General features: G+C 65.5%; 17 protein-coding genes. 6 read left to right on the forward strand and 11 right to left on the reverse strand.

Annotated elements, in window-relative coordinates:
• Position 1: 1 nt before the first annotated feature.
• The 7 genes from PLN84_RS00680 to PLN84_RS00710 form a co-directional block, all read right to left on the reverse strand.
• Positions 2-3,856: a DNA-directed DNA polymerase II large subunit gene (locus PLN84_RS00680; protein ID WP_292386332.1), complete on the reverse strand. Its 3,855-nt coding sequence runs from the start codon at positions 3,854-3,856 to the stop codon at positions 2-4.
• A gap of 88 nt (positions 3,857-3,944) precedes the next feature.
• Complete coding sequence (locus PLN84_RS00685; protein ID WP_292386333.1) at positions 3,945-4,538, reverse strand: CheB methylesterase domain-containing protein; 594 nt, start codon at positions 4,536-4,538, stop codon at positions 3,945-3,947.
• 14 nt (positions 4,539-4,552) lie between these two features.
• On the reverse strand, positions 4,553-4,930 hold the full coding sequence (locus tag PLN84_RS00690) for a response regulator (RefSeq protein WP_292558597.1): 378 nt from the start codon (positions 4,928-4,930) through the stop codon (positions 4,553-4,555).
• Positions 4,931-5,002: 72 nt separating this feature from the next.
• The gene (locus tag PLN84_RS00695; protein ID WP_292386335.1) at positions 5,003-6,886 is read right to left on the reverse strand and encodes a PAS domain-containing sensor histidine kinase; all 1,884 of its coding nucleotides are present in this window, start codon (positions 6,884-6,886) and stop codon (positions 5,003-5,005) included.
• A 29-nt stretch (positions 6,887-6,915) separates the two neighbouring features.
• Positions 6,916-7,452 carry a HEAT repeat domain-containing protein gene (locus PLN84_RS00700; protein WP_292386336.1) on the reverse strand — a complete coding sequence of 179 codons (537 nt, stop codon included), beginning with the start codon at positions 7,450-7,452 and terminating at the stop codon, positions 6,916-6,918.
• 26 nt (positions 7,453-7,478) lie between these two features.
• Positions 7,479-8,681 carry a HEAT repeat domain-containing protein gene (locus PLN84_RS00705; protein ID WP_292386337.1) on the reverse strand — a complete coding sequence of 401 codons (1,203 nt, stop codon included), beginning with the start codon at positions 8,679-8,681 and terminating at the stop codon, positions 7,479-7,481.
• Positions 8,682-8,739: 58 nt separating this feature from the next.
• The gene (locus PLN84_RS00710) at positions 8,740-9,294 is read right to left on the reverse strand and encodes a type 1 glutamine amidotransferase domain-containing protein (RefSeq protein ID WP_292386338.1); all 555 of its coding nucleotides are present in this window, start codon (positions 9,292-9,294) and stop codon (positions 8,740-8,742) included.
• A gap of 203 nt (positions 9,295-9,497) precedes the next feature.
• On the opposite strand from PLN84_RS00710, the gene PLN84_RS00715 reads away from it, so the two are divergent.
• Together PLN84_RS00715 and PLN84_RS00720 are read left to right on the forward strand one after the other, a co-directional pair.
• A complete protein-coding gene (locus PLN84_RS00715; protein ID WP_348531854.1) occupies positions 9,498-12,188 on the forward strand; it encodes an HAD-IC family P-type ATPase in 2,691 nt (896 codons plus the stop codon).
• A gap of 217 nt (positions 12,189-12,405) precedes the next feature.
• Positions 12,406-13,686, forward strand: a complete 1,281-nt coding sequence (locus tag PLN84_RS00720; protein ID WP_348531859.1) for an ArsB/NhaD family transporter — start codon at positions 12,406-12,408, stop codon at positions 13,684-13,686.
• 7 nt (positions 13,687-13,693) lie between these two features.
• On the opposite strand, the gene PLN84_RS00725 is transcribed toward PLN84_RS00720, so the two are convergent.
• Positions 13,694-14,326, reverse strand: a complete 633-nt coding sequence (locus PLN84_RS00725) for a HEAT repeat domain-containing protein (protein ID WP_348531855.1) — start codon at positions 14,324-14,326, stop codon at positions 13,694-13,696.
• Between PLN84_RS00725 and PLN84_RS00730 the strand changes: the two genes are divergently transcribed.
• Positions 14,241-14,609 (forward strand): hypothetical protein, encoded by a 369-nt coding sequence (locus PLN84_RS00730; RefSeq protein WP_299953137.1) that lies wholly within the window; start codon positions 14,241-14,243, stop codon positions 14,607-14,609. The genes PLN84_RS00725 and PLN84_RS00730 overlap by 86 nt on opposite strands.
• On the opposite strand, the gene PLN84_RS00735 is transcribed toward PLN84_RS00730, so the two are convergent.
• Positions 14,509-14,712 carry a hypothetical protein gene (locus tag PLN84_RS00735; RefSeq protein WP_292558594.1) on the reverse strand — a complete coding sequence of 68 codons (204 nt, stop codon included), beginning with the start codon at positions 14,710-14,712 and terminating at the stop codon, positions 14,509-14,511. The two genes, PLN84_RS00730 and PLN84_RS00735, sit on opposite strands and share 101 nt — an antisense overlap.
• Positions 14,713-14,913: 201 nt before the next feature.
• Between PLN84_RS00735 and PLN84_RS00740 the strand changes: the two genes are divergently transcribed.
• Positions 14,914-15,249, forward strand: coding sequence for a hypothetical protein (locus PLN84_RS00740; RefSeq protein ID WP_292558593.1), 336 nt, complete (start codon positions 14,914-14,916; stop codon positions 15,247-15,249).
• 39 nt (positions 15,250-15,288) lie between these two features.
• Here the strand turns inward: PLN84_RS00740 and PLN84_RS00745 are convergent, their stop codons facing one another.
• Positions 15,289-15,564 (reverse strand): HEAT repeat domain-containing protein, encoded by a 276-nt coding sequence (locus PLN84_RS00745; protein WP_292558592.1) that lies wholly within the window; start codon positions 15,562-15,564, stop codon positions 15,289-15,291.
• 129 nt (positions 15,565-15,693) lie between these two features.
• On the reverse strand, positions 15,694-17,022 hold the full coding sequence (gene glnA / locus PLN84_RS00750; protein WP_348531856.1) for a type I glutamate--ammonia ligase: 1,329 nt from the start codon (positions 17,020-17,022) through the stop codon (positions 15,694-15,696).
• Between the two features lie 120 nt (positions 17,023-17,142).
• On the opposite strand from glnA, the gene PLN84_RS00755 reads away from it, so the two are divergent.
• Together PLN84_RS00755 and PLN84_RS00760 are read left to right on the forward strand one after the other, a co-directional pair.
• Positions 17,143-18,198 carry a glutamine amidotransferase family protein gene (locus PLN84_RS00755; protein ID WP_292386344.1) on the forward strand — a complete coding sequence of 352 codons (1,056 nt, stop codon included), beginning with the start codon at positions 17,143-17,145 and terminating at the stop codon, positions 18,196-18,198.
• The gene (locus PLN84_RS00760) at positions 18,195-19,706 is read left to right on the forward strand and encodes a glutamate synthase-related protein (protein ID WP_292386345.1); all 1,512 of its coding nucleotides are present in this window, start codon (positions 18,195-18,197) and stop codon (positions 19,704-19,706) included. Before PLN84_RS00755 ends, PLN84_RS00760 begins: the two co-directional genes overlap by 4 nt.
• Positions 19,707-19,711: the final 5 nt, after the last annotated feature.

Below are 19,711 nucleotides of genomic sequence, written 5' to 3' on the forward strand. Positions count from 1 at the left end.
CTCACATGAAGTCTGCGAGCCCCAGTTGCTTCTCCGGGGGCTGGCCGAAGGTCGACTCGATCTGCATGAAGAGCACCTCCACCCGTTGCTTCGTGTACTCAGAGACCGCGTAGGTCGCGCAGATGTTGCGCGACATCTCCAGATACTTCTTCACCGACCCCTCGTGGACCGTCGGGATGACGTTCCCCCCACAGCGGGTGCATTTCCCGGCGAGAGGCATCCGCCGGTATTTTGCGTTGCATTTCATGCACCGCACCTTCTGCTTCGAGAAGGCGTTCAGGTTGCCCTGGAGGTCCCGGATGAAGTGGGTGTTTAAGACCCGTTCCGCGACGTCGTCGGCATCCACCGCTCGTATCCTCTCCGCGAGGTCGAGCTCCGCCTCGAGTTTGTCGAGCATCGACCCGAGCTTCGTGTAGGTGGACTCGAGCGGCCCCGCCGAGATGTTCGAGGTCGGGTGGGTGTAGAGGAACCCCTCGACCTGGGCCGGGGTGCCGAGCCGCCGCTCCACCCGGTCGACGAACTTGTCGAGATCTTTGGGGTGGGTGTAGGTGAGGCAGCCGTTGTAGACTTCTAACGGGTAGTGGTCGCAGACATCGACGTTCAGGCTCTCCTTGTCGACCTCCGCAGGGTCGATCCGCGTCGTCAGGACGAGCGGCGCGTCCATCGTCCCGCCCCGGGTCTCCGGCAGGTAGGAGCGGGAGAAGTTGATCAGCCCGTCGAGGAGGAGCATCACGCAGTCCTCGTCGCCGTCACACTGGCCGCAGAAGATGCCGTTTGCGACGAGGGTGTGGTTCTCCGCAACCGTCAGGCAGTAGACCCGGTCGTCGAGCGCCTGGACGGTCTCGCGAGTCACGACCTCGTCCGCCACGACGAGCCCCCCTTCCTCCGTCGGGACCTTATCACCGATCTTCACTTCGAGCGCCCGGAGTTTGCGCAGGTAATCGGTGTCCCAGACCAGCATCGCGTGGTCGGGGGTGACCGTAAGAACCTTCCCCCGCTGCGTTATAAACCGGATCAGGTGCGCCGGGGCCCGGTGGACCGAGACGGAGGTGACCTTTTTGATGCTGACCAACCCCCGCGGGTCGATGCTTTTAACGAAATACGGCTGCCGGGGGTCGGAGTAGAACGTCCCCACGTGGTCTAACCCTGGTTTCGAGAGATCGAAACTCTCCACCACAAACTGCCGGATCGAGATCGTCGCCCACTGCCGGCCGTCAAAGACGGAGATCTCAGTCTCGCCCGCAAAACAGTTCCGCCGTTTTGCCGCGTGGAAGAACGGGTGGCCGTAGCCGACCGGGGCCTTCGAGAACCCGATCAGCCGAACGAGGACCCCGGCGCTGGTGTGCGGCGCAAGCCCCATCAGGAGTTGGCCCACCAGGTCGAGGGGCTTTTCTGCCCTGTAGAAGGGTTCGAGCCCGTAGAACCGCACCAGGAGGTCGTCGACGAACTTCGCCACCCGGACCAGCCACTCGCCGCAGTCCTCTGAGACCAGAATGTCCTGGTGGCGGAGCTCCACCACCTGGTCGGCGCTGACGAGTTCTTGACCGTAGGTGTCGTGGGCGTAGCCGAGTTCCCGGAGCCGCTCGATGGGGACGCCGACTTCGTCCGGCCGGAAATGGGTCAGGGGAAGGTCGATCATATCGTAGCGGACAGTCCCGTCCTTGAAGACATAAAGGTTCTGCAGCGCCCGGAGGATTCCCTTCTCGATCGGCTCCACCGGCCGTTCCCGGGATATCAGCCCTTTCACGCCCTTCAAGAGCGGGATCGCCGAGTCCCGGACCCCGAGGTGCTCGAGAGCCGCCGCATACTCGGTCTTGAGATTGATCGAGACCTTCTGGAGGCAGACCGTCGGCACGTTGCACCGGGGGCAGAGGTCCTGCGCGACGTCCTTGCCGCACTTGGGGCACCGGAGGACCGGGACCGTATGGGCACCGCACTCGCAGAGGTTCTTGTAGGTGAAGGTGCCGCAGGCGGGACAGCGTCGCTCGCCGACCTCCACCTCGACCACACCGCCGTCCGTGTTGGACCGGGGCTTCGAGGAGCAGGCCGCCTGGAACGACCGGCGCGAACCTCCGTCGTCCCCGATGGGAAAGAGCGAGTGGGGCGGCGGCTTCATCTCCCGCGGCTTGGACTTCCCCGGCCGACCCATCCGCCCGCCGACCCGGGTGCCCGCCCGTGATTGGACCCGAAAACCCGAGAGGTGCATCACGAGGTCGAGCGAGTTCTCCATCGGGGCATCCTGCCACGCCGGCCGCTTCTCCAGGTGCAGCGTCAGGCCGAGGCAGGCAAGGAAGACCAGATGTTCGGGGATCGCGATCCGCTCGCCGGCAAGACGGTGGGGCACCAGGAGTTCCTCGAGAATCGCCTTTGTCTCCGGGGTGTTTGGCAGCGTCAGCACCCCGGCCTCGACCCTGCCCCCGGCGCTGACGCGGTCCGCGAGGAGGGCGATCTCGGCCGGGGCGATGTCGTCCCACATGTAGGTGTAATCGGGATGGAGGGGCGCTCCGTCGAGGGCGAACTCGATCGCCTCGAGTTCGTTCTCCGGGTGGCGCGGGCCGCCCTCGAGCCGCCACCACTCCTCGCAGTAACTCGGCGGCATCAGCGGGTGGTTGTTCTCCATGAACTCCCCGAAACTGATCAGGATCTCGCCGACGTCCAGGATCTCATCGACCTGGCCGGCGATCCGCCGGGCCTCCGCCGCGTCGTCGACCCTCAGCACCTCCCCGCTCCGGAGTTTGACCGTCGGCCCCTGGATCGAGTCCACCGGCACGATCCCCGCCGCCTTCCCCGGACGTTCGACCTTCATCTGGGTCCCGACCGCGAGAAAGTCCCCGAGGATGTGCATCGTCGCGGGATTCAAGCCCGCGGCCGCGAACCCGGTGTTCCGCGCCCGGCCGAGGCGCAGCCGGAACCCGCCCTTCCGCATCGGGTATGAAAAGACCGGTCGCCCGCCGATCAGGTCGCGGATGTACTTGTCTTTGGGCTTGATCGCGGCGCCCGCATCGTCGTCGCTCTTCGGGCCGCCGCCGATCATCACCTCGAGCCAGTCCCAGCCCTGCATCTTCATCTTGCGAACGTTTTTGAGGACCTTCGGGGCTTTCAGTGCCAGTCCTTCGGCGACGACGAGCGCCATACCGCCCCGGACGGTGTTCGTCTCCACCCGCTCCAGGTTCCGGTAGCCGCTCACCTCCTGCTGCTCCGTCGGCTCGCCGTCGATGCAGACCGGGCAGTTCTCGATGATCATCCGGAGTTCCTTCTCGCTCGGGAGGTACTGCAGGCTCATGATGTTGTTGTACTGCCGGATCTCCTCGATGTAGCGCTCCACTTCCTCGGGGCGGGGGATGTAGCGGTTGATCCCGAGCGCCTGCCGGACGTAGTCGCCCACCAGCACCGAGAGCGCCTGTGCCGTCCCGCCGGCGCTCCGGATGGGGCCCGCGTAGTAGATCTTTAAGTACTCGGTCCCGTCGTCGTTCTTGCCGAGGCTGACCTTGCCAATCCCCTCCGTCGGGGCGGCCACCACTCCTTCGGTCAGGAGCGCCATCGCTCCCCGGATGGCGTGGTCGAGGATCTCCTCCGGCGTCGTCTCCCCGAACTTCCGGGCCACAAAATCGTCGCCGATGCGAAGCGCCGCCTCTTCTCGGGACATCTCCTGCTCGAGTTCCCGGATCCGGGCCGCTATCCCTTTGTAGCCGAGAAGTGCTTCCACCCGGTCGGCGAGGTCGCTTGCTATCGGGATCTCCGTCTCCGTCCTCGGATCGAGTCCGCGGGTCCGTGCGGCGACGGCAATCCGCATCGCGGACTCAAGCCCGGCTATCAGTTCGTCGAAGTACCCGGCGGTAGCAGGTGAGACCTCCATGTATGATGTATGGACCTTTCACGCATTTAGAGGGCTCGCTCCCGGGTGGGAAGCCCCCATCCCGGCGGATCCTTTAAAGGCCAAATCGTCAGAGAATTCTTGCGATCCTGATAATCTGCTCCCGGATCCCTTCCGGCGGGAGCATCAGGTCCACCTTCCCGGTCTCGAATGCGGCGCGGGGCATGGCGTGGATGGCGCAGGTCCGGAGGGTCTGCGCGAGGGTGATACCTCCGATAGCCTTGATGTGGCGGATCCCCTCGGCACCGTCGCTCCCCATCCCCGAGAGGATCACCCCGACGATCCGGTCGTCGCCGTTCCGCTCAAGCGATCGCATGGCGACGTCAATCGAGGGCCTGGCGAAGCGGACCTTCTCGTCATCGAAGAGGTGAATGGTCCGGTTCTCCAGGAGTTCCAGGTGGATCTCGCTTGGGGCCACGTAGATCGTGCCGTGCTCCACCGTCTCGCCGTCCTCGCCGACTTTGACGTTCATTCGGGAGATCTCTTCGATATGCCTGCAGAGCGCGCTGTTAATGTGCTGCGGCATATGCTGGACGACGATGATGGCGACATTGACGAGTGGAAACCGTGAGAAGACCGCTTCCAGCGTTCGCGGACCCCCGGTCGACGAGCCTATGACCACGATCGTCCGCCTGTCCGGGCCGTCAGGTTCGGGATTCTCCATGCGCTCCCCACCTATCAAGCGAGGTAGTCGAGGTACCCTTTCACAATGGCCACGATCTCGTCCGCTTCGAAGGGTTTTGTGATGTAGTCGATGATGTGCTCCGTGAGCGGCTCCAGTTCCCCGTCGGGGATATCCTTTGCAGTGAGCATCGCGACGACGTTCCCGGCGATCAGGTCCCGGGCGATCATCTCCTCGATCGTCTCCCATCCGTCCTTTCCGGGCATCATGACGTCCATCAGGACGACGCCCCGGAACCCCTTCTCCAGCTCTGCGATGCATGCGTCCCCGCTCTCCGCGGTGACGACGTCGATCCCCTCCGGTCTGAAGAGCTCCTCCATCACCTCGAGGATGAATCGATCGTCATCGACGACCATAACCTGCCGGCACGACACTTCCGACACCTGCTGGCACATACGGGCCTCTGGTAGTTCTTTCTCACCTGAACCAGTATATACCTTTATCGATCATGCTCGAGGGACGTCAACTGCGTCGAGGGTGAATAGGATGGTCGACCCCATCCCTTCTCCGGCACTCTCGGCCCATATGCGGCCTTTATGCCGCTCGATAATCCGCCTGCAGATGGCAAGGCCCAGGCCCGGGGATTCGAGATCGTGTCGAGAGGGATCAGCCTTGTAGAACTCGACAAACGCGCGCTCGATCTGCTCGCGGGTCATGCCGATCCCGGTATCCCTGACCGCGACGATCACGACCCCCTCCGTTCGTGCGGCGCCGATGCTGATGGTCCCGGTCCCGTTCTGCATGTATTTGACGGCGTTGGCGATCAGGTTGTCGAAGATCTCGCCAAGGAGAACCCTGTCAGCCCTGACGACGATCTCCGCCGGGACGTTATTCTCGAGGATTATGGCTCTCGCCCTGAACGGGATCTCGTAGTTCCTCAGGACGTTCTTCAACTCGGTGCGCAGGTTCAGCGGCTCGAGGTCGAGTTCGATATACAGGGAGTTCATACGAGCCAGTTTCAGGGTCTTATCGACCAGATCCTTCATGTAGGTGATGTTGTGGGCGGTGATCTCGAGGAGGCGCCGGAGACCCGGATCCTGCTCCCGTTGCAGGATCCGGGGCATGAGCGCGACCAGTGGGGTTAAGGGGGTCTTGAGGTCGTGCCCGAGCTGCGATATGAACTCGTCCTTCTGGGCGAGGAGTTTCTCCACGTCGGCGGTCCGCTCCCTGACCATCGCATCGAGATCCTTGTTGACGACATAGAGCTGGCTCCGGAGCACCTCCAGTTCCCGGTTCTTCGCCTGGAGGTTTCCGGCGAACCCCTTGAGCGCCTCCTCCGCCTGCACCCGCTGGGTGATCGCAAACCCGAGCTGCAGCATCAGGCACGACCCGTCCGTATCGGTGAACGGATAGGCGTGGACCTCGTAGGTCTCGCCGTTCGTGTGGTCCCACTCCCACCGCTCGGGGCTCTTGAGGGTGAAGACCCGCGTCCCCCGGCAGGGGTTGCAGGGTCTCCGTGAGCCGCGCTGGACCTCGTAGCAGGTCCGGCCCTCCGGGTTGCCGAAGGTCTCGCGGAAGGCCCTGTTGGCGAACCGGAAGGTGTGGTCCTCTTCCTGCAGGGTGACGTAGGCGGGGAGGGTGTCCAGGACCGAGAAGAGGCGGCGGCGTTCGGCGCTCAGGGTCTCTGCCGCCTCTTTGTAGCGGGTGACCTCCGAGACCCGGCAGGATATGGTGCCGCCGTCGAGGCAGAGCCCCGAGAGGGTGAACCAGCGGGCGGCGCCGTCCCGGCCGACGAAACGCGTCTCGACGACAAAAGCCCGTCCTCCCTGTATTGCCGCCGCAAAGAACTCTTCGCGGTCGTTGGCGTAAGGCCAGATCTCTGATACCGGCAGGCCTTGCAGATCTTCCTTCGCGTAGCCCAGGATCTCGGCGAAGGCCCGGTTTGCGTCCGTCACCGCCCCGTCCTCGCGCCTGAGGAGAAACGCGCCGCCGGGTGTCCCTTCCATGCTCTCCAGGCGGTGGGCCCGTTCCCGGGTCGAATAACTGATCGTTGAGGCGAGCGCCGCGAGAGCGATCATGGCAACGAAGGGAGGGAGCGCCGCAAGGAGGGGCTCGGCCGGGCCGGGGTATGCGCGGAGTGACGCAATGCCGAGTGTGGCAAGCCCAAGCACGGTGGCGGCGGTGATCCCCCTTTCGCGGTAGTGGTAGCCGGCAAATCCGGCGGAGATGAAGACGAGGGACCAGAGGATGAGATTGGTGCCGGGAGACTCCACGAGGAGGGCGGCAAGGACCGCAGTAAGCGAGGTTCCGGCGATCAGAGCCGCCCCGGGTTCCCCGAAACCCCCTTCCCGCAGGAGCCGGGCGAGGGTCTTTGCCATGTAGTGTGCCATCCGACCTTAGTGATCAGATGGCTGCGGGATCATTTATTGTTCGTGGATCGTTCGGCGCGCTTGCCGGTCTCAAGCGCCTCGGTGAGCGGCCCGGCACCCACCTCCCCCATCTTCCAGAGGAGGAGCGCCGCACGTTCCTGCGTCTTTGGGTCCGGGCTCTTCATCAGGCGGAGGAGCGGTCCGACCGCCGCCTCCCCGATCCCACAGAGAGCCATTGCGGCGAACGGCTGGATGTCCGGGTCGGCGCTCTCGATGACACCGATGAGGGGTTCAACAGCTGCATCCCCGATCCCGGTCAGGGCTGCCGCGGCGTATCGCCGGAAGTCCCGGTCCTCTTCGGTACGCATCGCTGCGAGGAGGGGACCGACTGTTCCTTCGCCGATCTGCACCAGCGCGCGAGCGGCATACCACCGGAGGTCGTTGTCGCCGGTGAGCATTGCGGCGATCAACGGCTCGATCGCTGCCTCCCCTTGCGTCCCAAGTTCGGCGGCTGCCGCGCGGCGCACTTCGAGAGGGCCCCGCCGGAGGTCGGCGATCAGGTCATCGATCCGGGTCTCGTCAGTCATGGACTTCAGGTTAACCTTCGCTGATGTTATGCCTTCCTGATGCTGCCGAGCGCCGCCCGGGCAGCCTCGCGCACCTCTTCCTGCCCATCGTCAAGCGCCGCGATCAGGGCATCGACCGAATGGGGATCGTTGATCTCCCCAAGGGCTGCTACCGCTCCTGCACGAACACGCCAGTCGGCGTCACCGAGCGCCGCAACGAGTGGGTCGACGGCAGGTCGTCCGATCCGGTCGAGGGCGGCGATCACTTCCGGCCGGAATTCCTCGTCGCCCGTGCGGAGCGCCGCAAGAAGGGAGGGGACGGCAGGTTCGCCGATGTCTCCGAGCGCCCTCGCGGCCCGCTGTCGCACCCTCTCATCAGGGTCGAGGAGGGCGCCGACGAGAGCCGTAACCGTGCTTTCTCCCCCGATGCTGCCGAGGGCGAGGGCCGCACCCCAGCGGAGGCGCTCGTTCCCGTCGCGGAGACCGGCGATGAGCCCCTCTCGCGCCGGCTCACCGATGGCCCCGAGCGCGAGGGCCGCCCTGCTCCGGATGTAGGTATCCTCATCGTCGAGCGCTGCCATCAGCGCCGGGATAGCCTCCGGGTCGGCGATATCGCCGAGAGCGACCGCAGCCATCCACCGGACGTCGACGTTCTCGCTCTCGAGACTCTCAATAAGCGGCCCGACGGCAGGAGATCCCAGTTTGCCGAGCGCCTCCGTCGCCTTCCAGCGGACGCCGCTCTCCGGATCGGAGAGGAGGGCGGCGAGCGGCCCGACGGCTGCAGGATCGCCGGCGTCGCCCAGGCATCCGGCCGCCTGGTAGCGGGTCTCCGGGTCCCGGCTCGAAAGCCGGGAGATGAGCCGTCGTATGTTCCGATCGCACGCGGGCGCACCGCGACCGGGCTCCCCGGTACGGAAGTGCAGGCGGTCGCGCCCCCTGGCGGCGAGCTCGAAGAGGTAGCCGAGCAGGTATGCGGCGGCGATGAAGGTTGCTGCACGGACGAGGACTACCGCGTCCGGAGACCCATGGAGAAGTGTCTCGACGACGATATGGACCGCCGCGAGGAGAAATCCGAAGACGATCGCTTGGCGTCCATACCAGAACGCGGAAATGACTATGACCGGGTAGAACAGGTGCGGGTAGACGGCGCCGGCACCGAAAACGAGGTCGAGGAGAAGAATGAGCGCCGTGGCGAGGCCGATAACTGCGGGCCTGCTCCATGCCCGTGCGTCTTCCGACAGACCTCTCATCCCAGAGATTGGGTGCGGCCCGCACCCATAAAGAGTTTATGCGGCGGGGCCTCTCCCCTCACCGCTGCTCTGCGGCCGCCCTCATCGCTTTCCCGCCGCTGCTCTCCTCGAGTTTTGCAAGCGACGCCTCGATGAACGCGGGGATGTCGTCTGGCTTCCTGCTCGAGACCAGGTTGCCGTCGACCACCACCTCCCGGTCGATATACTCCGCACCGGCATTCCTGATATCCTGGGCGACGGACTTCCAGCCGGTGATCTTGCGGCCCCGGAGCACCTGCGCGTTGATCAGGAGCTGGGGCGCGTGGCAGATGGCGAGGACGGGTTTGCCGCTCTCGACGAAGGCACGCACGAACTCCACGGGCGCATCGTGGGCCCGGAGCTTGTCGGGCGAGTAGCCGCCCGGTATGAAGAGCGCGTCGAAGTCGTCGACCGAGACGTCGGAGGCGGCCCGGTCGATCGCAACAGGCGTCCGGTCCGCCTTCCCGTGCACCGTCTCTCCCGCGGAGAGGCCGACGTGGACGAGGTCGTGGCCGGCACCCCGGAACGCCTCCGCGGGCCGCGTATACTCGACATCCTCAAACATATCCGTGATCAGGACTGCTATTCTGCTCATTGCCATTCCTCTCCCGGGCCGGGTGACCGGCCCGGCTTCCCCCAGGATGGTCGGGAATATAATGTTACCGGGTCGGGGGGCGGCCGGCCTCGAGTGCTTCGCGCTCCGTTCCCGCCGGCTTCCGGGCGATCTCTCTATGTTTATATATTACTGCGTCAGAACCGGGGATATGCACGTGTCGCCTCCTGCACTGCCGGGACGCATTGCCGGGAGGGGAGCCTCTGCCTGACTGGTGCAGCCTCGCTCCCGACGAGGTTCGGCGGGAGCTCGATGCCGGTCCGACCGGTCTCACCGCACAGGAGGCGGAGGCGCGACTGCAGCGCTACGGGGCAAACGTCCTCCGGGAGGAGGCGAGAGAGACCCGTCTCCAGGTATTTCTCCGCCAGTTCAAGAGCGTCCTCATCATCATCCTGATCGTCGCCGCCGCGATCTCGTTCCTCGTTGGTGAGGCTCTGGACGCCGCGGCCATTCTCACCATCGTCGTCTTAAACGCCCTCCTCGGCTTCTCCCAGGAATGGCAGGCCGGAGAGGCCATCGAGGCCCTGAAGAAACTGCTCGTCCAGCACGCCGTGGTTGTCCGCGACGGGGAGCGCCAGGAGATCGATGCGGCGGGAGTCGTGCCGGGGGACCTCGTCCTGCTCGAGATGGGAGAACGGGTGCCCGCCGACCTCGTTATTGTCGAGGGGACGTCGCTTGAGGTCGACGAGGCGCCGCTGACCGGCGAGTCCTCGCCTGTCGACAAGGCGCCGGGCCGGCTTCCGGCGGAGACCTGCCTTGCCGAGCGGAGCAACATGACCTTTGCCGGGACGACCGTGGTCAACGGGCACGGGCGGGGTATCGTCGTCGCCACCGGGATGCAGACGGAGTTCGGACAGATCGCCGGCCTCTCCCAGCGGGTCGGGGACGAGGCGACGCCTCTCGCCCGGCAGATGGACCGCCTCGGCCGCGACCTCGGCCTGATTGCCGTCGGGATCGCCGTGCTCGCGGTCGCGGTCGGCCTCCTTCAGCAGCGGGGGCTTCTTGAGATGTTCCTCGTCGGCGTCTCGCTCGCGGTGGCGGTCATTCCGGAAGGCCTCCCGGCGGTCGTGACGCTGACGCTTGCGATCGGCATCAAGAACATGATGCGGCGGAACTGCCTGATCCGCCACCTCCCGGCCTCAGAGACCCTCGGCGCGGTCTCGGTGATCTGCACCGACAAGACCGGGACCCTCACCCGGAACGAGATGACGGTCGTCCGGGTGAGGACACCGGACGCGGAGTTCGAGGTCACCGGAGCCGGGTATGCCCCGGAGGGGGAGTTCCTTGTTGAAGAAAAACCCGTCGACCCCCTCGCGGACCGGGGGCTCCGTCTCTTCCTGCGCACCGTCCTCCTCTGCAACCATGCCTCCTTCGCTCTTGAGGAAGGGGGATGGCGGATCTTCGGCACGCCGACCGAGGGGGCGCTCGTCGTCGCGGCGGCGAAAGCCGGCCTCTCCCGCGAGGGCGTTCCGGAGGCGGCAACGGAGTTCTCGTTCAACTCCACCCGGAAGCGGATGACGATCGTCTACCCCGGAGAGGGGGGGCACGTCGCCTACGTGAAGGGGGCCCCGGAGGTCCTCCTCGCCCGCTCGTCCCGGCTAATGGTCGGGGGTTCGGCCGTGCCGCTCACGCAGGACCGCCGCGACGCGCTCCTCGGTGAGCTCGAGGGATACGCGTCGCAGGGGCTCCGGGTGCTCGGCGCAGCCTGCCGCACGCTTCCCGCCGGGATCGAGTGGACTGCCGATGCCGTAGAGGAGGACCTGACCTTCCTCGGCTTTGCCGGGATCGTCGACCCCCCGCGGCCCGAGGCGGCGGAGGCGATCCGGCTCTGCCGGAGCGCCGGGATCGACGTCATCATGATCACCGGGGACAACCCGCTGACCGCCTACACCATCGCCCGCGACCTCGGCCTCTCGAGTGAGGGGGCGCTCACCGGGGCCGACCTTGAGGCGATGACCGACGACGAACTCGAAGCCCGTCTCCGGACGACGAAGGTGCTCTCCCGGGTCACGGCGGAGCACAAACTCCGGGTGATCGACCTCCTCTCGCGGGAGCGGGCGGTCATCGCTATGACCGGGGACGGGGTCAACGACGCCCCGGCGCTGAGGAAGGCGAGCATCGGGATCGCCATGGGGATCAAGGGGACGGATGCGGCCAAAGAGTCGAGCGACATGGTGCTCGTCGACGACAACTTCGCGAGCATCGTCGCCGGCGTCGAGGAGGGCAGGCGGGAGTACGACAACATTGCCCGGTTCACCCGTTACCTTCTCTCCTCGAACGTCGGGGAACTCGTCGCGATCGTCGGCGGGCTCCTCCTCGGCCTGCCGCTGATCCTCATCCCCGTCCAGATCCTCTGGATCAACCTGGTCACCGACGGCCTCACCGCCCTCGCCCTCGGCCTCGAACCCGCCGAGCGGGACGTCATGCAGCGGCGGCCGCGGGACCCGGACGAGTCCATCCTCACCCGGAACGCCTACCTCGTCATCCTCATCCTCGGCGTCTGGCTCGGCCTCCTGACGATCTATGCCTTCTCGGGCTATTACGAGGCCGACATCGACCGGGCGCGGACGATGGCGTTCACCAGCCTTATCGTCTTTGAGCTTTACAACGTCCTGAACTTCCGGTCGTTCCGGTTCCCCCTCCACCGGATCGGGGTCTTCACGAACCCCACCCTGATCCTCGCGATCCTCGGCAGCCTCGCTCTCCAGGCGGTGGTGGTCTACGTCCCGGTCTTCAACGCCTTCCTCGGGACCGCACCGCTGGCCCTCGCCGACTGGGGGTTCCTCGCCCTGCTCGGCCTGCCGGTGCTCCTCGTGGGGGAAGCCTACAAGATGCTCCTGCTCCGGCTTCGGAATGCGGCGCCCGCGGCGAGTTGAACCGGAGGCCCCCGTCTTTTGCCCGCCGCAGGCATCGTGTGCCGGAGGCGCCGGGTTCTACCCTTCCGGCGGCGGTATGGACCGGCATGATTATGGGAGGACCGTGCATACCTGAGTTCTACGGTTCATCCTTTTCGGGGAGTTCTATGTTCGGATCTCTGTCTCTCATGACATGCCCTGTCTCACCGGGCCTCAACCGCCGGGGTGACGGCGCATGATCGTCAGCCCGGAGTTGATCGCCGTCGCGGTCTTCCTCCTCACCTACGCGCTCATCATCGACGAGCGGATCCACCGTGCGGTGGTGGCGATGCTCGGCGCCTCGATCGTCGTCTTCCTCCACATCGTCCCCTGGGAGATGATCCCGGAGTACATCGACCTCGGGACCATCTTCCTCCTGATCGGGATGATGATCATCGTCAATACCGCCCGCGGCAGCGGCCTCTTCGAGTATATCGCCATCAAGACGGCGAAGCTTGCAAAAGGGAGCCCGATGCGGGTGCTGCTCCTCTTCTCGATCGTGACCGGCCTCACGAGCGCGTTCCTCGACAACGTCACGACGGTCCTCCTCATCACCCCGATGCTCCTCTACGTCGCAAGCGTCATGAAGACCAGCCCCATGCCTTTCCTGATTGCGGAGATCTTCGCCTCGAACATCGGCGGTGCGGCGACGCTCATCGGTGACCCGCCGAACATCATGATCGGTTCGGCCGCCGGCCTGACGTTCAACGAGTTCCTCGTCAACATGGCGCCGATGATGGCGATCAACCTCGCCGTCGTCATGGGGATGCTCGCCCTCATCTACAGAAAGGACCTCTACGTCTCGCCCGACGAACGGGAGGGGATCGAGAGGACGTTTGCGGAGTTAAAAGAGCGGGAGGCGATCCGCGACTGGCCGCTCTTCAAGAAGTCGGTCATTGTCATCGCCCTCGTCATCGGGATGTTCTTCGTCCACGACCAGCTCGGCCTGGAACCTGCTCTCGTCGCCCTGATCGGCGCATCGATCCTCCTCTTCTGGAGCCGGCAGTCCCCGGAGGAGATCTTTGAGAAGATCGAGTGGCCGGCGCTCTTCTTCTTCGGCGGGCTCTTCGTCGTCGTCGGCGCTCTCGTCGAGACCGGCGTCATCGCGAGCGTCGCCGGGTTCGTGGTCGAGCACGTCCACTCGACGGGGGAGGCCATCCTGATCATCGCCTGGTTCGCGGCGTTTGCTTCAGCCATCGTGGACAACATCCCCCTCACCGCCACCCTGATCCCCCTGATCCAGGGTATGAGCGGGTCGATGGATGTCTACCCGCTCTGGTGGGCGCTCTCGCTCGGTGCATGCCTCGGCGGGAACGGCACGGTTATCGGTGCGTCGGCAAACGTCGTCGTGCTCGGGATAGCGGCAAGGAACGAGATTACCATCTCGTTCGTGGAGTTCCTGAAGATCGGGATGCTCGTCCTCCTGGTCACGGTCGCGATCGGCAGCGCCTTCCTCTGGCTCAACTTCGTCGTCCTGTGAGCCGGTCTCACCAGGTCTTCGGGAGCCTGGACTCCAGGCTCCCGCGGGCCGCCTCGACCTCCTGGAGCCGGCCGACGACCCACTTATACGCGGTCGCGGCCGCCTCCCGGACCGAGCCGCTCGGGTCCTCGCTTCGCATCCGTAGAAGTGGTTCCTTTGCCTTCGGGTCGGCGATCGTCCCGAGGGAGAGGGCCGCTTCGACCCGGACAAACTCGTCGGGATCCTGGAGGGCCCGTATCAGCCCGTCGACGTCCCGGTTGTCGCGCATAGTGTCGATCTCATCAATGGTTGCCATGGTAACCTCCTGATCGCTCTTCCCGTAGGCGTCCCGGCGGTATATATGCCTTGCCGGGGGATCGCGGATCTCTGCGGGGGATTGATTCCAGGCCGGGGCGCAGAGTCTCGCCGGCCCGGGTAAAACCCGCAATCTTTTTCCAGCGAAACCATTCAGGCGTCGTATAGAACCCCCGCCAGCGAAAGCAGTTGCAAAGACCGGCTCTTTTTGCAACATCCCCGTCGACATCCTCCGGGGCCTCGTCATCACGCTCATGATCATGGCAAACCTCACTCCGGCGCTCTTCCTGCCGCCAGCGCCGGGCTGGTACCGCTTCCTCTCCTCCCTTGCTGCCCCGCTCTTCATCGGTCTTGCCGGAATGATGGTTGCCCTCTCCCGAACCGGCAAGGGGAGGTCCCTCGTGCATATCGCCACGAGGGGCGGGCTCGTGATCCTTGTCGGGACGTTCCTTCACCTGCTGGTATTCGACTGCGTCCCGTTCCTCGACATGGACGTCCTCTACCTTATCGGCCTTTCGCTCCCGTCGCCTACCTCTCTACCTCGGCCTCCCGGAGCGGAAACGCTGGGCCGTCATCGTCGCTATCCTCTGCATAATACCTCTCCTCCACCCCGGGTTCGGCTATCCTGAGGAGGCTATCAATCCTCCCGGCGTCTCGCTCGTTCCCTTCTTCGTCTCGGGCGACCCCGGCCGCTGCCGACGTCTCGGTCGACGACTTCGACGCGCTCTTCATACCGGGCCTGGCTTGTGGACGGCTGGTTCCCGGTCTTCCCCTGGCTTGCCGTCGCCCTCTTCAGCACCGAGATAGGGATGCATCGCTGGAGAAACCGAACTCTGCCGCAGTTCCGGTTCCGGGAGGAGGGACTTTACGGCTATTGGCCCGCGCTCGCCGGGGCCTCTCTCTGGGCACTCTTCCTCGGTGCGCAGTATATCCGTGGAGGTCTTCTATCCCCCGACCATCGGCCTCCTGATGCTCTCCGCCGGTCTCATCCCCCTGGCATTGACGACTCTTGATCATCTCCACGGACAGTTCACGCTCATGGATCCCCTGCGGGCGGCCGGAGAGTGCTCTCTGGTCATCTATCTCGTCCACTATGCCATCATCGTAAAAATGGTCGAACCTCTCCAGGGCCGGTTGCCGTTCCCGGCGTACATGGCGACGTTCCTGGTTCTCTTTGCCGGCATGATCCTTCTTGCGTACCTCCTCCGGCACGTCAGAGCATCCTGGCGCGGACAGCCCTTCCTTGTCCGGTTCCTGATCGGGAGTTAACCCGATCTCATATCGTTGCGGTGCCGCCCGGTCCCCTGGCTACGTCTCGCGGGGGAGCCTCTCCGCCGTTCTTCGGTCCGCGATCCTCGCCACAACCTGGGTGTGAGCGACGGATGCGGCCCGCCGGACGCCCATATCCGGGTCCGAGAACTTCAGCCGCTCCAGCGGCTCGAGCGCCCGCTCGTCGCCGACGGTGCCGAGGGCTTCGACCGCCGTCAGCCGCACGATATCCTCCTGGTCCGATAACGCTTCTATCAGCCCGTCGATCGCCCGCTTCCGCCGCATGGTTTCGATATCCTTCCTCTGCGTCACCATCCTCCTCCGGTTAGCCTATGCAACGCATCTATGGGCTGCCGTGTTAAGAACGTTGTGGGGGACGGCCGGCGGCAGGTTTTCTCTATCGAGAGGGGAGCGGGAATCTCCCCGGGCTCCCGGGAAAAAGGTTTAGTACACCGTGAGGTAGCGGTCGAGTTCCCAGGGGTGGACCGCCGTCCGGTAGGCGTCCCACTCGGCCTGTGCGACGCTCGTGAGCGCCTCGACGACGTGGGAACCGAGCGCCCGGCAGATGAGGTCGTCGGCGAGCAGGGCCCGGTGGGCCTCGGCAAGGTCGGCGGGCAGGGTCGCGATCCCGTCGTGGTCACGTTCGGCGGCCGTCATGTGGTAGATGTTGCCGTTGGCACCTGCCGGAGGCTCGATCTTCTCCCGGACGCCTTCCATCCCGGCGGCGAGCATCGCGGTGAAGGCGAGGTAGGGGTTGCAGGTCGGGTCGGGGCTGCGGAACTCGACCCGGGTGCTGTTGCCCCGGGGCGCCGGGACCCGGACGAGGGCCGACCGGTTGCTCGCGCTCCAGCTGATGTAGCAGGGGGCCTCGTAACCGGGGACGAGCCGCTTGTAGGAGTTGATCGTCGGGTTTGCGACCCGGGTGATGGCCTTTGCGTGGCGGAGCAGCCCGCCGATGAAGTGCATGCAGGTCTCCGAGAGCTGGAGGGGTGCGTCCGGGTCAAAGAACGCATTTTGCCCGTCTTTTCCGAGCGAGCAGTTGATGTGCATCCCGCTCCCATTGATGCCGTAGATCGGCTTTGCCATGAACGAGGCGTGCAGGCCGCGCATCAGCGCCATCGTCTTGACCGCGAACTTGAAGGTGATGACGCTGTCGGCGGTGTGGAGGGCGTCGCTGTACTTGAAGTCGATCTCGTGCTGGCTCTCGGCGACCTCGTGGTGGGACGCCTCGATCTCGAACCCCATCTCCGTGAGGGCAATGATGATCTCGCGCCGGACGTCCTCGGCAAGGTCGGTGGGGGCGAGGTCGAAGTAGCCGCCGACGTCCTGGAACTGCGTCGTCGGCCGGCCGTCGAGCATCCGGAAGAGGAAGAACTCCAGTTCCGGCCCGGTGTTGAAGACGTAGCCGTCCTTTGCGGCGTCCTCCATTGCCCGCCGGAGGATGTAGCGCGGGTCGCCCTCGAACGGCTTCCCGTCCGGTTTGCAGACGTCGCAGATGAACCGGGCAACCCTGTTCTCCCGGGGCCTCCAGGGCAGGAGGGTGTAGGTGGAGAGGTCGGGTTTGAGGATCATGTCGGACTCCTCGATCCGGACAAACCCCTCGATCGACGATCCATCAAACCCGATGCCATCAGTGAGTGCTTTCCCGACCTGCTTGGCCGGGATAGCGACGTTCTTCGGCATGCCGAGGAGGTCGGTGAACTGCAGCCGAAGGAATCGGACGTTGTCCTGTTCGATCCGCTCGAGCATCGCCGAGATGTTGTCTGGTGTCATTTGGAAGGAAGTTTCCTTCCAATGGTATTTATAGTTGGCGGATCCATAGTGATCAGAGCGTTCCCCTACCACCCCGGACCATCGAGGGTACGGGAGGGGGGCGGGTCGAGCGTGATGGAAATGTGCGGCATAATTGGCGTAATGGATAGAACGCGCCGGACGATGGACGGTTCCGGGGTCCGAGAGGCCCTCACCATGATGAACGAGCGCGGCAGCGGCGAGGGGGCGGGGTATGCCGCCTACGGCATCTACCCCGACTACAGCGACTGCTATGCCCTCCATGTCTTCTTCGACAACCCCCGCGAGAGTAAGCCGGTCCTCGACGCGGCGCTTGCACAGTGGGGGACGGTCGAGCACGACGAGGCGATCCCCACCCGCGACCAGCCGCATCTCCGGGCGGTCCACACCCCCTGGCGCTACTTCTTCAGGCCGGACCCCTCCCTCGCGGTCCCCGGTAGCGCGACGCCGGAGGACGAGATCGTCAGCGCTCTCGTGATGCGGGTCAACGCCGCCCGCCAGGGCGCCCTTATCTTCTCCTCCGGCAAGAACGTCGGCGTCTTCAAGGCAGGGGGCTGGCCGGAGGACGTGGCGGACTTCTACCGGATAGAGGACTACGAGGGCTACCTCTGGCTCGCGCACAACCGCTACCCGACGAACACTCCCGGCTGGTGGGGCGGGGCGCATCCGTTCAACCTTCTCGACTGGAGCGTCGTCCACAACGGCGAGATCACGTCCTACGGGACCAACCGGCGCTACATCGAGAGCTTCGGCTACACCTGCACGATGTATACCGACACGGAGGTCGTTGCCTACCTGATCGACCTCCTGGTGCGGCGGCACGAACTTGACGTCGACCTCGCCGTCCGGGCGCTCGCCCCTCCCTTCTGGGCGGAGATCGACCGGATGAGCGGGGCGGAGCGGGAGTGGAACTCCGCTCTGCGGCTCGCCTACGCGCCGGCGATGATGAACGGTCCGTTCGCCATCGTGGCTGCAAACCACGAGATGATGGTCGGGTTCACCGACCGGACCAAACTCCGGCCGATGGTCGTCGGCGAGTGCGGGGACCGGCTCTACATCTCAAGCGAGGAGGCGGCAATCCGGGCGATGGAACCCTGTGTCGAGTCGATCACGATGCCGGCCGCTGGCGAGCCGGTGATCGGGAGGGTTGTCGCATGATGATCGGAAGTCTCCCTCCCCGCTACCGGATCAGCATCGACCCCGTCCGGTGCATGGAGTGCGGGCGGTGCATCGAGAACTGCTCCTACGGCGTCTACCGGCGGGACGGCGACCGGATCCTGGTCAACTCCCGGAACTGCACCGCCTGCCACCGCTGCATCGCCTGCTGCCCCCGCGACGCGATCCTGCTCGAGGAGCAGCCCTGCGACTACCGGAGCCACCCACTCTGGACCCGCGACACCCGGGAGATGATCTACAACCAGGCCCGGAGCGGAAAGATCGTCCTCGCCGGGATGGGCAACGCGCTCGACTACCCGGTCATCTTCGACCGCCTGGTCCTGGACGCCTGCCAGGTCACGAACCCCAGCCTCGACCCGCTCCGCGAGCCGATAGAACTGGTGACCCATCTCGGCAAGAAGCCGGCGAGGCTCGACCTCCGGCGGCGGGAGAACGGCGACGTCGAACTCCGGACCCGGCTCACCCCGAACCTTCGCCTCGAGACCCCGATCATGATCGGGCACATGAGTTACGGGGCGATCAGCCTCAACGCCCAGGTGGCCATGGCCCGGGCGGCAAAAGAGGCAGGGACGTTCATGGGGACCGGGGAAGGCGGCCTGCATTCGGCGATCTACCCCTACCAGGACCGGATGATCGTCCAGGTTGCTTCCGGGCGGTTCGGCGTGAACATCGATTACCTGGAGCGCGGGGCCGCGATCGAGATCAAGATCGGCCAGGGCGCAAAGCCCGGCATCGGCGGGCACCTCCCCGGCGAGAAGGTCTGCGAGGGGATCTCCCGGACGAGGATGATCCCGGAGGGGAGCGATGCGATCAGCCCCGCGCCGCACCACGACATCTACAGCATTGAGGATCTCGCCCAGCTCGTCCGGGGCCTCAAGGAGGCGACGGAGTGGAAGAAACCGGTCTTCGTGAAGATCGCCGCCGTCCACAACGCGGCCGCGATCGCCGCCGGGATTGCGCGGTCTCCTGCGGATGCGGTCGTCATCGACGGGTTCCGGGGCGGGACGGGCGCGGCGCCGAAGGTCTTCCGCGACCACGTGGGGATCCCGGTCGAGGCGGCGGTCGCGAGCGTGGACCAGAAGCTCCGCGACCAGGGGATCCGGAACGACATCTCGGTCATCGCGAGCGGCGGGATACGGGGGAGCGCCGATGTTGCGAAGGCGATCGCCCTCGGCGCGGACGCGGTCTACATCGGCACCGCGGCGCTCGTCGCGATGGGCTGCCGGGTCTGCGGGAACTGCTACCGGGGCCTCTGCCCCTGGGGGATCGCCACCCAGCGCCCGGACCTCGTCGCGCGTCTGAATCCCGACGAGGCCTCGGGGCACGTCGCGAACCTGATCCACGCCTGGACGCTCGAACTCTCCGAACTGCTGGGTGCGGCCGGGATCAACAGCATCGAGAGCATGCGGGGCAACCGCGACCGGCTCAGGGGCTACATGCTCGACGAGGGCCTGCTGCAGGTCCTCGACGTCAAAACAGTGGGGGCGTAAAGCCG

It is taken from the genome of Methanoculleus sp., from assembly GCF_035363275.1.
Classification (GTDB): domain Archaea; phylum Halobacteriota; class Methanomicrobia; order Methanomicrobiales; family Methanoculleaceae; genus Methanoculleus.